General features: G+C 62.5%; 11 protein-coding genes and 1 pseudogene. 7 read left to right on the top strand and 5 right to left on the bottom strand.

Annotated elements, in window-relative coordinates; translation table 11 throughout:
* Positions 1 to 24: 24 nt before the first annotated feature.
* Positions 25 to 1,170, top strand: coding sequence for a three-Cys-motif partner protein TcmP (gene tcmP / locus MNAB215_RS13605; RefSeq protein ID WP_083746117.1), 1,146 nt, complete (start codon positions 25 to 27; stop codon positions 1,168 to 1,170).
* Here the strand turns inward: tcmP and MNAB215_RS13600 are convergent.
* Positions 1,155 to 1,904, bottom strand: coding sequence for a DUF5131 family protein (locus MNAB215_RS13600; RefSeq protein WP_077081992.1), 750 nt, complete (start codon positions 1,902 to 1,904; stop codon positions 1,155 to 1,157). The two genes, tcmP and MNAB215_RS13600, sit on opposite strands and share 16 nt — an antisense overlap.
* 143 nt (positions 1,905 to 2,047) lie before the next feature.
* On the opposite strand from MNAB215_RS13600, the gene MNAB215_RS13595 reads away from it, so the two are divergent.
* A complete protein-coding gene (locus MNAB215_RS13595) occupies positions 2,048 to 2,680 on the top strand; it encodes an FHA domain-containing protein (protein ID WP_083746116.1) in 633 nt (210 codons plus the stop codon).
* A gap of 171 nt (positions 2,681 to 2,851) precedes the next feature.
* Positions 2,852 to 2,977, top strand: coding sequence for a hypothetical protein (locus MNAB215_RS30520; RefSeq protein ID WP_281253322.1), 126 nt, complete (start codon positions 2,852 to 2,854; stop codon positions 2,975 to 2,977).
* A 189-nt stretch (positions 2,978 to 3,166) separates the two neighbouring features.
* Here the strand turns inward: MNAB215_RS30520 and MNAB215_RS13590 are convergent, their stop codons facing one another.
* Entirely contained in the window at positions 3,167 to 4,294 is a 1,128-nt protein-coding gene (locus MNAB215_RS13590; protein WP_077079323.1) for a BTAD domain-containing putative transcriptional regulator, read from the bottom strand.
* Between the two features lie 934 nt (positions 4,295 to 5,228).
* Between MNAB215_RS13590 and MNAB215_RS29940 the strand changes: the two genes are divergently transcribed.
* Together MNAB215_RS29940 and MNAB215_RS13580 are read left to right on the top strand one after the other, a co-directional pair.
* A complete protein-coding gene (locus MNAB215_RS29940) occupies positions 5,229 to 6,602 on the top strand; it encodes a serine/threonine-protein kinase (RefSeq protein WP_077079322.1) in 1,374 nt (457 codons plus the stop codon).
* 257 nt (positions 6,603 to 6,859) lie between these two features.
* Positions 6,860 to 7,279 (top strand): protein kinase, encoded by a 420-nt coding sequence (locus MNAB215_RS13580; RefSeq protein ID WP_077079321.1) that lies wholly within the window; start codon positions 6,860 to 6,862, stop codon positions 7,277 to 7,279.
* Here the strand turns inward: MNAB215_RS13580 and MNAB215_RS13575 are convergent.
* Together MNAB215_RS13575 and MNAB215_RS13570 are read right to left on the bottom strand one after the other, a co-directional pair.
* A complete protein-coding gene (locus MNAB215_RS13575; protein WP_077079320.1) occupies positions 7,276 to 9,165 on the bottom strand; it encodes a protein kinase domain-containing protein in 1,890 nt (629 codons plus the stop codon). The genes MNAB215_RS13580 and MNAB215_RS13575 overlap by 4 nt on opposite strands.
* A gap of 101 nt (positions 9,166 to 9,266) precedes the next feature.
* Positions 9,267 to 10,235, bottom strand: a complete 969-nt coding sequence (locus tag MNAB215_RS13570; protein ID WP_245830304.1) for an adenylate/guanylate cyclase domain-containing protein — start codon at positions 10,233 to 10,235, stop codon at positions 9,267 to 9,269.
* A gap of 556 nt (positions 10,236 to 10,791) precedes the next feature.
* Here MNAB215_RS13570 and MNAB215_RS29935 point away from each other — a divergent pair.
* Complete coding sequence (locus tag MNAB215_RS29935) at positions 10,792 to 12,204, top strand: serine/threonine-protein kinase (protein WP_077079319.1); 1,413 nt, start codon at positions 10,792 to 10,794, stop codon at positions 12,202 to 12,204.
* Between the two features lie 1,045 nt (positions 12,205 to 13,249).
* Here MNAB215_RS29935 and MNAB215_RS30765 read toward each other — a convergent pair.
* Positions 13,250 to 13,561, bottom strand: coding sequence for a DUF4190 domain-containing protein (locus MNAB215_RS30765; RefSeq protein WP_077079318.1), 312 nt, complete (start codon positions 13,559 to 13,561; stop codon positions 13,250 to 13,252).
* Between the two features lie 468 nt (positions 13,562 to 14,029).
* Here MNAB215_RS30765 and MNAB215_RS30680 point away from each other — a divergent pair.
* Positions 14,030 to 14,740, top strand: a pseudogene (locus MNAB215_RS30680) (serine/threonine-protein kinase); the annotation flags it as partial.
* Positions 14,741 to 14,893 lie beyond the last annotated feature (153 nt).

The raw sequence follows: 14,893 nt of genomic DNA, 5'->3' as shown, positions 1-14,893 counted from the left end.
GCGGCAGCATCAGAGAGGTGTTGAGTGGCGACCGGAGCGAATGAGAAGTACTGGAAAGACGCACGCCTTCCCGGCGTTCTCAAGCACTGCCTGTTGAAGCGTTATCTGCCGGTGTTCCTGATCAGGACGTCGTCGATCGCGGGCAGAGCAGCCTATTTCGATGGTTTCGCCGGCCGCGGGGTCTACGAGAATGGTGCGCTTGGTTCGGCTGGCCAGATGCTCGAGTTCGCGGTCGGCCGACAATATGGACCTGACAAAACGCCGATATCGCTATACCTGTGCGAGAAGGATCCCGAGTCGTTTGCAGCCCTGGAAGAGCTCTGCGGGAAGTACCGCGAGAAGAATATCGAGGTCCACACTCGGCGCGACGACGCGAGCAATTATCTTGGGGAAAGCCTTCCGAGCTTCTCGACGTTGCCGGCGTTCCTGTTTCTGGATCCCTGCGGCGTCGGCATACCGTTCGACGACCTCGTCGCAGCGTTGAATCGTGGAGGCGCCAAGCCGTGGCCGCCGACGGAGGCGCTGATCAATTTCAGCCTGGAAGCGGTTCGGCGGATCGGCGGCCACGTCACCTCGAAGACACCGAGCGAGAAGACAATGAAGACCCTGGATGTCAGCCTCGGCGGCGACTGGTGGCGAGAATACTTCGCCAACGGTGTCACCGACGAGGCCGTCAACGGCGTGGTGCAGGAATTCGCCAAAAGGCTGGCTAAGGCAACGCGAACCACGCTGATCGGTGTCCCCGTCCAGCGCGCCCCGACGCATAAGCCCATCTATCACCTGATCTTCGCGACACGTCACCCGGCCGGCGTCTGGCACTTCGCCCACTGCACCGCCAAGGCGATCGAAGACTGGTGGGCGCAGGTCCGTGCAGAGCAAGAGCAGCAGGCTGGGCCCGGCCTGTTTGATGTCAATCCGCACATCGAAGACGTTGAGCGCAAAGCGATTCCGGTCATCGCCGAAAACATTCGGAAGCTTGTGGCCAGGAGAGGCGAAGTCCGCCTCGGCGACGACCCGGTCCAGGTCTTCGGTGAATACCTCGGTCGGGTGCGCGAATCGGCCGCCCGGAAAGCGGTAAAAGAGCTCCACAAATCCGGCGAGACACCAAGCACCGGCGTAGGTGGCAAGGTCGAGAACTTGCGAGTGACCCCGAATCAGACGGCGAGCTGACGGGTGGGCATCTCGTCCCAGAGTTGCCCATCTAGTTCCCTGCCAAGGGTTTTCGGTGTCCGGCCGCCCCACTGTTTAAAGAAGAATGCGACGCCGGAGTCCTGACAGGTGTCGCGGATCTCGCGGACCCAGTTGATATCGACCGGTCGGTAGTTGGGTCCGGATTCACCCCCGGCGATCACCCACTGGATACCGCCGAGGCCCAAGCCGCAAAGTGGTCCGAGTAGCGGTTCGCACGACAAAAACCGCACCGCGGCCGGCACGGCACGCAGATGGTCGACGCGCGGGAGCGCCTCGGCGTTCTCCACCGAGACGCCCATCCAAAGATTCTGCGGCCAGTCAAGCTTGTCGGCGACCCTCCGCAGCCGCAGGCTGCGCTTGGTCAGCACCTGATACGTGTGATGCGGAGTATCGCGGCACACGTCGAAGACGTCACGGATGAAGCCAAGCGGCACTCGGGCGTGGAAGAGGTCGCTCATCGAATTGACGAACACCGTCCGCGGGCTGCGCCACCGGTAAGGCTCATCGAGCGCCTGAGGATGGATGGTGACATCGAAACCGGGCCCGGAAGTCCTAGGGTCACCATCATTCTGATACTTCGCGGAGCCCATCGCCTTCAGGCGTTTCGCCAGGGTCATCGCATAGCAGTGCTCGCAGCCGGCGGAGACGCGATCACAGCCGGTGACGGGGTTCCAGGTGGCCTCGGTCCATTCGATTGCTGATCGGTCGGACATGCAGTAAGCCTTCCAGATCGAAAATATGTTCGAATCACCATACCGTTCGAACACGCTACCCTCCGCGAGCGACACGGACGTATCCGCTGGTCAGTCGCAGTTTTTGATCCCAGGGTTCTAACCTGAGCAGTACATTCCGTTGCATGATTGAGAAACCCCTCTCCCGACCCCTTTTCGCTCAGACGCTGGCTGCGGTCCCGCAAGGTGTGGTTCTGGTCGATAACAGCAACTGTCGGCTCAGTTTTCGTGCTCTGGGCCGGATCGATGATCCCGAAATCTTGCGAACCCACCTCGAAATCCGACTGGACGCTGCAGGCGATCACGCCTTCGTGATCGACACAAGTAGCAACGGCACCTTGCTCAACGGCGTGCGGATAGAACGCGCCGTTGGGCTGCCGATCCGGCCGGGCGATCAAATCCGAATCGGCGACGTTGTGCTGATCTTCCGTTCGCAGCGGTTTACCACCGTTAAGCCAACTACGTTGCGGCGCAAACGTGCCCGGATCGGCCAGGCCGCCATGGTGATGGTGGTTGGCGACATCATTAATTACTCGACCATCTCACAGGTGACCGACGAAGCGGTCATGGCGCGCAGTCTGCACACGCTCTGGCAACAGCTGCGCGACGTGCTGCGCACCCATCAGGGCACGCTGAGCTACTACGCCCGGCGATGCGCTCTTCGCGGTATGGGAGCTGAGCAGGTTCCCGGATGCTGCTCGGCGGGCTATCAACTATGCGCTCGGGGCGAATCGGCTTGTCGAAGATCTTGGCCCTGAGCTCCCGCTGCACGGCCCAGACGGTTCGCCAATCCAGTGGGCCGGGGGGTGTGGTGCAGGGCAAAGCTGCGCTGGCTGCCATGCCCGATCGGCCGACGCGGTAATCGGCGATGCGGCCAACGTTGCGTTCCGATTAGCTGGAATTGCTGCCGTCAAGGGCGAGCAGCGGTGATGGCGACTAGGAGCGTGCGCCGCACCGTCACACCCGAATTCGCATGGGGTGAAAGTGAACTCGTCGAGATCAAGGGCCGCCGCGGGACGGAGACCGTATTCTCAGTTATCGGCCGCGACACCTGAGGGATAGCCTCGCCCAGGCGAACCGGCACCTTTCCGAAACAGGCCATCGGGGAGATGGAAGGCAACTTCGATCCAAGCCCCTGATGTCGTCGCCCTCGCATCGGTGAATCATGGTACTCGGGATTGAGGTTGCTGCTTATGTATGGCCATCCCACCGGCCTTGCTCAGGGTCGGGTGGAGCGGCCGAACTCAGAATCGTTGGATCTCGAAGGTGAACTGGTGTCCGCAGATGTTGATGTGGTCGCCATCGGCGAGGGTGGCGCTGGGATGGAGTTTCTCGTGTTGTACTTGTACGCCGTTGGCTGATCTTAAATCGGTAATCACGAAACTGCCTCCGGTGTCGATGATTACGGCGTGGTGCCTGCTGACATCGTCGGCGTTTAGAACGATGTCGTTATCCGAGAGGCGCCCGATCCGGGTGGCCGCCTCTTGTAGCGGATAGTGCCGTCCGGCAGCGTCGCGCAGCCTGGCGACAATCGACTCGCGGGTCCCGATCGTGTGCGTGGTGGCGTTGCCGCGTTTTGCGGTCGTCTTGGCGGCGTGCTTAGTGTCCAGGCGCTCTCCGCGCAGGATTCGCGCATGCAGGGCGCTCACTGTGGGACCCGGGTCGATGCCCAGATCCTCGGCCAGCACCGTCTTAAGTCGCCGATAGGCCTCCAGAGCATCTGACTGACGTTCAGCAACGTAATAAGCAGTAATCAACTGCGCCCATAACGGTTCGCGGTAAGGATCCCTGGTGGCTAGCGCTTCGAGGTCGCCAATAACGGAAGCGGCGCGCCCGCAAGCAATTTCAGCTTCTGCTCGCGTGATGTGAACCAACATATAGTCCTCTGTCAGCGCGGTGGCGAACTCCTGGGCGAAAGCGAAGGTGCGCAAGTCATCGAGTACCGGCCCGCGCCATCGGTCCAGCGCCGCCGACAAGTGACTGCTGGCCTGCTCGAATCGACCCGTTGCCGCAGCGTGCATTCCAGCATTTTTGTTGGTGATGAAGCGGTCCAGATCGCAGTCACCGTCAGCGACGGTAAGTCGATACCCCGGCGATACGCTAGCCAACATCTGGTAGGCATCCACGCCCGCGCTGCCGAGGGCTTGGCGCAGGCGAGACACGTAGGTGTGAATGCTGGTACGTGCCGCCGGCACCGGCGATTGATCCCAGGTGGCGTCAATCAACGACTCCGTGCCGATCGCGCGATTACGGTTAATCAGCAGCATGGCCAACACTGCCCGCTGCTTGGGCGTACCCAACGCCACGGGTGTGCCAGCCACGGTCATCAGCAACGGCCCCAGAAGACCGAACTTGAGACGAGTTCCGCCCATCGCGCTCCAAGCCTCCGAGTCATCGGTGACGTCAGTGTCCCATTGTGGGGCCGCCCAACCAATTGCCGACACACTCGGGCTCACCCACACGCAAGCGGTGAACGTTGTGCATCGGGTCGGGACTTTTGACGGTGATCTATCAGCCGCGCGTCACGCACATTATGTCGCGTCTCATCACACGGCTACGTATTCGCACCCGTCCTATTCATCGCAGGGGAGCGGCAGTACCGGTCGGTCACAGCGCAGAGTGCCAGCCGAGCTCGACTCTGTCGTGGTGGTGTCCACTGCGCTGTGCTGTGATGTTCAGCCGACCGTCGGGCTCTTTGGCGTCGCGTCGGCAAAGCACGCTGCGTCAGCTGACGGGGTCGATCTAGGGGTCCGTGCGCAGGGCCGACCGCAGGGTGCTACGCCCTCTCCGCATTCATTGCCGCAATCGCGTCGATCACTACGTCTGGCTGATCAAGGGCGACAAAGGTTTTCGCGTCGGGCACCTCGACTAACTTCTCGTTGCTGAACCACCCGGCCAGCCATCGACCCAAGCCCAGGGTGAAGCAGTGGTCCCGCTGGCCCCACACCAGCGTGACCGGCTTGGTGGACCGGGGGCAGGCGGCTCATACCGGCCTGGACACCCGACTCGAGCCGCCCGCCGTATGCGTTCCTGGTCTTCTGTGACCAGCCGGCGAGCGTCGCTTTACTCGGCAAGAATCTTCCAAGAAGACTGCCTCAACATTGCCTTGATTGGCGGCAGCAGCCGGTGGTTAACACGGGAATACAAGATTCGTCGGGTGCGCACAGATTATGAGGTTGCGGATGGCACCCTTCGGGGTTTCTGGCCTTAATCACGGGTAAGAGCGGCTGAATAACAAATGGTTTCTGGGTAATTGTGCGGAGTTCTTGATTCAATCTGCATAGTTGGTGATGGCTGGAGGTTGTGATGCTTCGGGACTATGAGCGGGTTGGTGTGGTGGCACGCGGTGCTCGCAGCACGGTGTGGGAGGGATTTGATCCCGCGCTCAAGCGTGAGGTGGCACTGAAGCATTTTACCGCGGGCGATGCCGCCGCCGCGGCCCGCCGCGAGGCCACAGCCTTGGCTAGTCTGCAGCATCGGAACATCGTGTCGGTTTACGATGTGTTCGACGACGACGGCGTGTGGTTGGTCGAGCAGTGGGTTAACGGAGCGCCGCTGGCGGCGGTGCTGGCACGTAGTGGCAAGCTGCGCGCCATCGATGCGCTGGCGTTGGTCCATGGTGCCCTGAGCGGGTTGGCCTACGCCCACGGGCGCGATGTCGTACATGGCGATGTGTCACCGTCGAACATTCTCATTGACCCCGCGGGGACACCGATGCTGGTGGACTTCGGTCTCGCGGTCAGCCCGGGTCACCTCAGCCTGGGCGGCACCCCGGGCTACATGGCGCCCGAGGCCGCCGCGGGCCAACCCGTCGACAAGCGTTCCGACGTGTACAGCAGCTGCGTCGTGTTGGCCGAACTGCTCAAAGGCGCGCGACTGTTCACCCACGAGAGCAGCCTGGGCCTGACCCGTGAACAGGCCAGCGCCGCACCGCAACTGGGCGGGATCGAGGCACCGGTGGCCGCGGTGCTGAGCACCGGGTTGCATCCGCGACCCGATGATCGGCCCGCCGATGGCGAAACGCTGCTGACCCGACTCGAAGCGGCGATCGAGGAAACCCATGGCCGTCGCTGGCTCGCCGGCGCCGGACTGGGGGCTATCGGTTCGACCGCAGCCACCATCGCCGCCGGAACCACCCTGACCGCCGCCACCGGTGCCACCACCGCCACCGGTGCGACCACGGCCACCGCCGCCAAACCCGGCACCTCGATCCTCAGCCGCGGCAAGCTGGTAGCTGCGGGCGCAACGGGTGCAGTTGTCATCGCGCTAGTGGCGGTGTTCCTGCTGTTACGCCCCACACCACCACCGCCGCATCAGACCGCAGCACCAACCACCACTCCGCCCGCCGCCGCAGCCGCAGCCGCGCCAGTGGCCCAACCGACGGTCGCCGGCGTGTACACGTGGCATTACGTCACTTACCATTGCGGCTCCTTCGGTCTTCCTGCAGGTCAAAATGATTTCCCCGTCTCGGTCGGCCTTCAAGGCAACACGGTGACTATCCGAGGGTTTTCCGGCCCGTTGAACGCCGATGGATCGTTCGTGGCGGCCGGGCCTAACGGCCCATACGACTACCTCACCGAGCAAGGTGTCTTCGGCACCGAAGGCGGCCGCAGCGTCATCCGCGATGGCACATGGGACGACAAGTTCTGTCACGGCACCTGGACGGCCATCAAGCAGTGAACGACAACCCAGGATGGTCCTGGAGATTGCGATCAATTCTTCGGCGCAATCCGGCATATCCGATAGAACGCCGCTGCGACACGCATCGGTGGTTGACGGATGCACCTCTGGGTTTCCTCCACTGAGCACCCGTCGGGACCGTACTCAGAGGACAGTCAAGAGAAAGGGGGTTGCGGTGTGGTGTGGTGGCGTCTGTGGTGGTGCTTTGATGTTGATGGTCCTGTGATCTACCGGCACTAAACCCTTGGGAGGTTTTGATGATCGGTGGTTACGAACGTGTCGGGGTGGTGGCCCGTGGTGCGCACAGCACGATCTGGAAGGGCTTTGATCCCGGGCTCAAGCGTGAGGTGGCGCTCAAGCAGCTGTCGGGTTCTGGCGCCGGTGAGGCGGCTCGCCGCGAGGCCGCCGCCTTGGCCGGGTTGCGGCACCCCAACATCTTGTCGGTGTATGACGTCCTCGAGGACGCCGAGGGTGTGTGGCTGATCGAACAGTGGATCACCGGCGCACCGCTATCGGCGGTGTTGGCCGTGACCGGGAAACTGCGGGCGATCGACGCTCTGGCCTTGATTCACGGTGCGCTGCCCGTGGCGACGTTCTGTGACTGGTATCGGCGACAGCGGTACAGGCGCGGCGGCGACGCGCCGGGCGATCGCCGAGTCGGTTGGTACCAAGTCTAGATGATGAGCAGGATTATCAGGCCCAGCGCCAGGCCCGCCAAGATGCCCGCGGCAACGGCAAGGATCCCATACCGGGGCGTGCGTTTAGGCCGAAACACCGGCTGCTCGAGGGTCGTTATCGCCCGCTTCGCTTTGCCCGGTGAGAGGATGGGAGTGTTTGGGAAGCTTGCCGATTCGGCCCCGCCGCCCGTCCATTCACCGACCGTCGCTGTTGCCTCCGCTTGCGGCAATAGTGCGTCCCACTGTTGGGGTTCGACGGCGCGTAATGCGGCGTCGACTTCTTTCAATGTGGGCCTGTCACTTGGGTTTTTGGCGAGCATGCCGAGCACAGCAGCGGACACGGCTCGCGGCACACCTGTCCGTAGCTGATCTAGGGGCAACGGCAGCGCGCGGAGGTGAAGGTCAGCGAGGGTTTTTAGATCCGTAGCGCAGAATGGTGGTTGGCCTGTCAAGGCGCGATAAACCATTGCACCGTAGGAATATACGTCCAGTGTTGGCGCCTCGACGTTGGGGGCAGTGATTTGTTCGGGTGACATATAGAGGGGTGTTCCGGTGATCGTGCCGGTCGCGGTCCTGAATTCGCCGCCGAGGCGGCTGAGGCCAAAGTCGGCCAACACGGCGCGTTTCTCCTTGGCCAGCAGGACATTGGTCGGTTTCACGTCGCGGTGCACGATGCCGGCAGCGTGCGCGGCTCGCAGCGCCGAGCCGACTTGCAGGAGTACGTCGGCCACCGCTCGTCCCGATAGTCGTTCCCCGTCGAGGGCGTCGTCGAAGTTGCCTCCTTCGAGGTATTCGGTAATCAACGCGATGACGTGGTCGTGTTCGAACAGCCGGAAGATATTGAGAATGGACGGGTGGTGGAGTGCTGCAAGCACTCTGCCTTCGCGGCGCAATCGGGCGATCTCCGAACGTGACGATCCCGTAACCGCTTTGACCGCGACCAACCGATCCATCGGCACATGGCGCGCGAGCACGACGGTGCCGCCTCCCCCCGCACCGAGTTCGCCCACATAGCGGTAATCGTCGCCGATCATTGTCATCGCTAGTTCAGCTGATAGGGATGACACCACAGCCTCGGTCTCGGGCGTTCGACCGATGGTTAGCCCACCAGCTGGGCTCACAGTGACGTGCCCGTCAAACCCACGCAGACCCGCGCCGTCGGTCGCTGCCTGCGGTTCGGTCAGGGTGGAGGCGGCCACTGCCGCGGCGTCGGAAACCGGATGCTCTGGGCGGGCGGTCGGGGTCCGCGGCAGTTGAGTGGCGATGTTGGGGATGTCGACATGCAGGTCGTGCCGACTTTTGAACACGTCGAGAACCTCGCACGCCGCTTGTCGCTCCTCCGAGTCAACAGAACGCAGGGCCGCTTGCAACTGCTGGTTGATTTCGCGTTGCCAGTTTTCGGTGAGGGGCTCCGGTGACGACACCTGATCGACTAGCTCGGTCAGGTAGCCCAGCGGGGCTTCGGGCGGCACAGGTAGCGGCGCCGGCGGTGGTGACGGCGCCTGTGGCAAAGCGCTAAGGCTACCCGCCAACGTTGAAGCGCCCCGTTGCTTTGGGTTCGAATAGTCAACGATCCGTCGGATCGAAATACGCTGCAGCACAGCCGCATCAGGGGGTTCCACCGCCACCGACAACACAGGTTTGCCCAGCGCCTGAGCCCAATCAAATTCACGTTTGCAAGTCTCGGAGCTCAATGCGTCGCGCGAGATGACGGCGATGAACGTGTCGCACTCGGCTATCTGCCGCAAAATCGCGTCCCACCAATTCTGGCCGCCCCAGCGCGATGGGTCCACCCACGTTTCGAAACCCAGCAGGTTCAGATGGTCAACCAACTCATTGAGCGCGCGCTGGTTCTGGCGCGCGTATGAGACAAAGAGCTTCGGCAAATTCGCTCCAGGCTTGAGGTGGGTCCTCAGTATGCGCTGACCGGAAATAGGAAGTGCGCGCCAATCCGTTTCAGGCGTCGGTTACGACAATGTTGGTCCAGTCATAAACGAGCCAGCACGGGGTATACGGTCTCCCTTCCGTGTCGGCCTTTAATTTCGACCTGCTCAGGATGGCCCCAACGGTATTGCGCCTCTGCGGCGGCGTGCACGGCATCGGTGACCATCACGGGCGCGCGCCCGCTTCGGCCCGCTATGCCAGATAGACGAAACGCGAGGTTTGTCGTGTCGCCAAGAACCGCCTCGGACATTCTCGCCATCGCGGTAAGCGCGGCCTTTCCCTGCACCACACCCCAGCCCATCTGAATGGGTGACCCGTCCTCCTGACGAAAGGGGAGTTCGCCACCGACCCTTTCGACCCGTTGGTTCGCGGCGAGTGCGAAGTCGATCCCGAGCTCGTTGGCTTGCGGGAACGTCTCCAATTCCCACACTGCATACAGCGCATCGCCGGCGTAGTGGTTGAGCGTGCCCTGATATTCGCGCAGGACGTCACCAAGGTGCTGCCAGAGCGTTTGCAAACCCGACGCGATTAGCTTGTGGTCTGTGACTTGCGAGATTGTCGAGTAGTTGGTGATGTCGCCGACCACCATCACCATCGCCGCCTCGTTGATCTCCTTGTAGGTGAAATTTGGATCGAATTGCTTGATCGCAGTGAATCGGTCCGTCTGGAACGTCAACTCAACTTTGCTGATCCGAATTCGGTCATTCGCGTGAATGGGCACCGGCAGGGTGCGCTCCAACCGTCGACCATTGAGCCATGTCCCATTGCTGCTGGTATCGATTATGAAAGCTTGATCAGCGGCAAGGTCTAGGCGGATCTCACAGTGGTTCCGCGAGATCGCCGCCTCGGGGATCAGGAGTCGGCGTTCTCGGCTGATCCCGCTGCACTCGCGACCGACGTAAAGCTGATCGAAAATCGGGGCGACCAAGTCCGAGCCGTCAACGTGTGCAACGAGGTAGCCCAAGGGTTTGGAAGTCTCCTGAATCGGCGTTGCTGCCTGCGGGTCATCCACACTCTCCTCCTGGCAACCGTATTAGAGCTGCTAGAAAGCAAATGATCTCACAAGCGGTCCCCGGCTGTGGGCTAAGGCCAACAACTCGCAACTGGCTGGATTCGGCTGGCCTCCGGATAGACGACAACCGTGGTCGCGACACACGTCGGCCGACCTAGCCCATGACGACCGCGCTCGACGGCGGCTGTCGCGCAAACCCGTAACCAGCCTTCGGGGTTGGTGCGCCCGTGAGCCCAGCGTGAGCACGATCGCCCCCATCTCCGGCGTCTGTCGCCTGGTGGGGAGCGGCGCTTGCCGGTCGCGCCCCGACGACGTTGGTCTTCGCCGCTGCTGACACGAGGGCGAGGTGTTCTCAGCGTCGGCGGCGGCCCGTGATCGTTGGGTTCGACGGGGAATGCCGAGAACCGTGCGCAAGGCTGGTGATTTCGGGGCTTATCTCTTGTCCATCACCGCTTGCAGTATTCGGGAGCGTCGATTGCCTGCGGCTGCGTCTGTGGTGGTGCTTTGATGTTGATGGTCCTGTGATCTACCGGCACTAAACCCTTGGGAGGTTTTGATGATCGGTGGTTACGAACGTGTCGGGGTGGTGGCCCGTGGTGCGCACAGCACGATCTGGAAGGGCTTTGATCCCGGGCTCAAGCGTGAGGTGGCGCTCAAGCAGCTGTCGGGTTCTGGCGCCGGTGAGGCGGCTCGCCGCGAGGCCGCCGCCTTGGCCGGGTTGCGGCACCCCAACATCTTGTCGGTGTATGACGTCCTCGAGGACGCCGAGGGCGTGTGGCTGATCGAACAGTGGATCACCGGCGCACCGCTATCGGCGGTGTTGGCCGTGACCGGGAAACTGCGCGCCATCGATGCGCTGGCGTTGGTCCATGGTGCGCTGCACGGTCTTTCCTACGCCCACGGGCGTGATGTGATCCATGGTGACATCACGCCGGCCAACATCTTGATCGACCAGAGCGGCACACCGATGCTGGTGGACTTCGGTCTCGCGGTCAGCCCGGGTCACCTCAGTCTGGGCGGCACCCCGGGCTACATGGCGCCCGAGGCCGCCGCGGGCCAACCCGTCGACAAGCGTTCCGACGTGTACAGCAGCTGCGTCGTGTTGGCCGAACTGCTCAAAGGCGCGCGACTATTCACCACCGCGAGCAGCCTGGCCCTGACCCGTGAACAGGCCACCGCCGCACCGCAACTGGGCGGGATCGAGGCACCGGTGGCCGCGGTCCTGAGCACCGGATTGCATCCGCGGCCCGATGATCGGCCCACCGACGCCGAAACGCTGCTGACCCGACTCGAAGCGGCGATCGAGGAAACCCATGGCCGTCGCTGGCTGGCCGCCGCCGGACTAGGCGCTATCGGTTCGACCGCAGCCACCGTCGCCGCCGGAACCACCCTGACCGGAACCGCGAGCGCCGCCACCACCACCGGGGCCGGTGCAGCCGCCGCCAAACCCGGCACCATAATCCTCACTCGCGGGAAGGTCATTGGCGTCGCCGCCGCAACAGCTGCCGCCGTCATCGCCCTAGTCATCGCGTTGATCCTGCTACGCCCCGAACCACCCCACCCGACCGCAGCACAAACAACGACACCCCCGCCCGCCGCGGGAGCCGCACCATTGGCCCAACCGACGTTCAGCGGCACCTACCTGTTTCACTACCTTTCCTCGGTCTGCAGCGGGCGCACGACGACGCCGTGGCCTGACGGGCCCTTAACCATTACCCAGCAAGGCAACACGATCCACATCGGAGTCGGAGGCCCAGGTGGTATCAACGGCCCCTTGAACGCCGACGGATCGTTCGTGGCCACCGGCACGTTCCCAGACCAGGGTTACAGTTACACAGCCACGTGGCGGGGTGTCTTCGCCACCGAAGGCGGTCGCACCGTCATCCGGGACGGCGAGTGGACTGAAGACGGCTCGGCTATGGGTCCTGGTGGGTATTGCCACGACACCTTCACGGCCACCAAGCAGTGATCGACGACCCGGGGATGGTCCGGGCGATGTCGATCAATTATTCGGCGCGGCGCAATGCGGATACCCGATAGACCGCCACTACGACACGCGCCCGGCGGCGCGATTTGCGCGCCGAAGACAAAGCACAGTCGGTTGTGCCGCGACGGGAGCGGAAATCCCGAGCGCCGGCACCGATGACAGCTTGTCCGAGGGTTGTCAAAGCTCGGCATTAATAACAGCTGGCGGTGGTCGTATTCACCGCGCCGCCAGTCCGGATCGATGACCTCATACAGGTGGTCGCGCCACGCCAACTTCCTGGTGTCGGCCTGCCGCAGCGGACCCGTCGATAAGACGGGAGCGGCCATCAAATCCTCTCGCGCCCTGTAGGTATGGGTCGCGCGGCGATCGCTCTGGTTGCCGCTTTCATCGCCGCTTCGGTGTCGTGGGTGTAGACCTGTCCGCAGGTCCGGCTGCGAGTTCTCGCCCGGCCGCGCCGTCGACTGGTCCGACTTACCGGGTCATCGCCAAGGTGCCCGTCGGCCAGGGCCTGGACGGGGTGGCGGTGGATCCGGGCACCCACACCCCGACGCTCCGACGCGTGACAGCTAGTTAGTTATCCGCCGCCGAAAAAAGGCTGCGACCAGATGAGTGAATCCGCCCTGAGCCGGCATTCCTTGTTGCGTGTAGTTCACCATCTCCCAACCCTGCTGCCCAAGCTGGTCGGCTCGTTCCCCCACCAAGCGCATCGCTTCACTCGAGTCTCGGTGGTACCTCGAGGTCCAGCTGTATTCCCACTTCGGTGGATACCACTTGCCATCTGACGCCATCCAATAACCTGGTCCTGGCGATGCATCGGTCATCTCTACCACCCTTCATTAGCGTTCGCGAGGTTTTAAATGTGAACGACACCCCATTGATTCCACAAGCCGAAGATGCATCTTAGGCTCGTTGGAAACCCTGATTGATTAAATCGAAAGACGTCGCGGTGGGCCTGACTGGCGATTCGGGTGCCAATTTCTGCCGTTGAGGCACATGGTCAGAGTTCTGTCTGGTTGGATCGGCCAGGCTACGAGTTGACCTGCCCGACGATAATGGTCACGCCCCACACGAACGTAATGAGCCCGATGACTATGCCGGCTATCGCCAGGGGTCGGCCACCCTGGCCGGTCGACTTGATCTCGGCGAGCGCTTTAATTCCGTAATAAACCCCCGCGATTGACCCGACACCGCAGATTAGCCAGCCAATCGAACCAAGAATTAACGAAACTTTCGCATTTGGATTGATTTGATCGGTTCGAGGGCCAATCGGCGCGAAATCTGAATCGCGGGGCGGTGGCGGCGGCAAATGGCTGTAGTTCGGTGGCGGCGGTGCACGCACCGTCGTTGTCGGGAGGTGGTGGGGGGCTGGGCGGGCTTTCAGACACGGCGGCCTCCGGCAGACTTCATGATCTCACCATCCGGAGAGATCAGCTTTATTCGCCTGACATGCTACCGGTGAGCCGCGCGGCACCGCGCTGTTTTCTTCAATGTGATCGAGCGCAGAAGTCGCAACAGGAGCACCGCCGAATGCGGCATCGTTATGCAGTGATAATGCGCTGGGTGAGGTGATTCCAAGGATCTTGCAAGACGTCCGCCTCAACCTGTGCGTTATGAACACAAGACCTGTCGACGACGACCAATCCACTCCATCAGGTAGCCCAGTCCACGGACAAGGAGCCTGAGAACCTCTCAGCAGAAAGGGAAAGATAGTGGCCGCACTGCCCGGTCCGCATCTGTCGGGATTCCTGGGTGCGAGGACCTCGCCGGGCTTATCGTGTCTTGGACCGTGGCCGCTGGGAGGCTGATTATGGACGGGACGCCGTTTGGGCGCTATCGGTTGATGGCGTTAGTGGGCCGTGGCGGCATGGGTGAGGTGTGGCGTGCTTACGACACCGAGACCAAGCGTATTGTGGCGATTAAGGTGCTGCCAGTTCATCTGGCTGATGACAATGAATTTGTACAGCGCTTCCGTCGCGAAGCTGAAGCCGCCGCGCAGCTCAACAGCCCGCATGTCGTTCCTATTCACAACTATGGCGAGATCGATGGCCGTCTTTACGTGGATATGCGGTTGATCGAGGGCCGCGATTTGCAAACCGTGCTAGCCGAGGGGCCGTTAGAACCGGCGAAGGCGGTGCGGATTATCGAAGGTGTCGCATTAGCCTTGAATGCGGCGCATCAGGTTGGCCTCGTGCACCGCGACGTCAAACCCTCCAACATCCTGCTCGACAACAACGACTTCGCCTACCTGATTGATTTCGGCATCGCCCGTGCTGCGGACCAGACCCGAATGACCGCGACCGGCGGCGTCATCGGCACTTACGCCTACATGGCACCGGAGCGTTGGGACGACACCGGTGTTGCAGAGGACGCCCGCGTCGACATCTATGCACTGGCGTGTGTGCTGTACGAGTGCCTGACCGGCCAGACACCGTTTCCCGCCGACACGATGCCACGCCTGATGAGGGCGCACTTGGATAAACCGCCGCCACGGCCCTCCATCACCAGCCCGAAAGTGCCCGACCAGGTCGACGAAGTCATCGCCACCGGGATGGCCAAAGACCCAAATCATCGCTATGCCACCACCATTGAGCTAGCCGACGCCGCTCGTGATGCCCTCACCGTACCTATTCCCCGACCGACACCAAGCCGCCTGACTCTCCCGGCGACAGAG

Source organism: Mycobacterium numidiamassiliense (genome assembly GCF_900157365.1).
GTDB lineage: Bacteria > Actinomycetota > Actinomycetes > Mycobacteriales > Mycobacteriaceae > Mycobacterium > Mycobacterium numidiamassiliense.
This window is presented reverse-complemented; position numbering and strand designations above follow the sequence as displayed.

Excerpts from the sequence above, each read along its gene's own strand:
- MNAB215_RS13595 (WP_083746116.1), top strand. The coding sequence starts at position 2,048 with ATGATTGAGAAACCCCTCTCCCGACCCCTTTTCGCTCAGACGCTGGCT.
- MNAB215_RS29940 (WP_077079322.1), top strand. The coding sequence starts at position 5,229 with ATGCTTCGGGACTATGAGCGGGTTGGTGTGGTGGCACGCGGTGCTCGC.
- MNAB215_RS30520 (WP_281253322.1), top strand. The coding sequence starts at position 2,852 with ATGGCGACTAGGAGCGTGCGCCGCACCGTCACACCCGAATTCGCATGG.
- MNAB215_RS13600 (WP_077081992.1), bottom strand. The coding sequence starts at position 1,904 with ATGTCCGACCGATCAGCAATCGAATGGACCGAGGCCACCTGGAACCCC.
- MNAB215_RS13590 (WP_077079323.1), bottom strand. The coding sequence starts at position 4,294 with ATGGGCGGAACTCGTCTCAAGTTCGGTCTTCTGGGGCCGTTGCTGATG.
- MNAB215_RS29935 (WP_077079319.1), top strand. The coding sequence starts at position 10,792 with ATGATCGGTGGTTACGAACGTGTCGGGGTGGTGGCCCGTGGTGCGCAC.
- MNAB215_RS13580 (WP_077079321.1), top strand. The coding sequence starts at position 6,860 with ATGATCGGTGGTTACGAACGTGTCGGGGTGGTGGCCCGTGGTGCGCAC.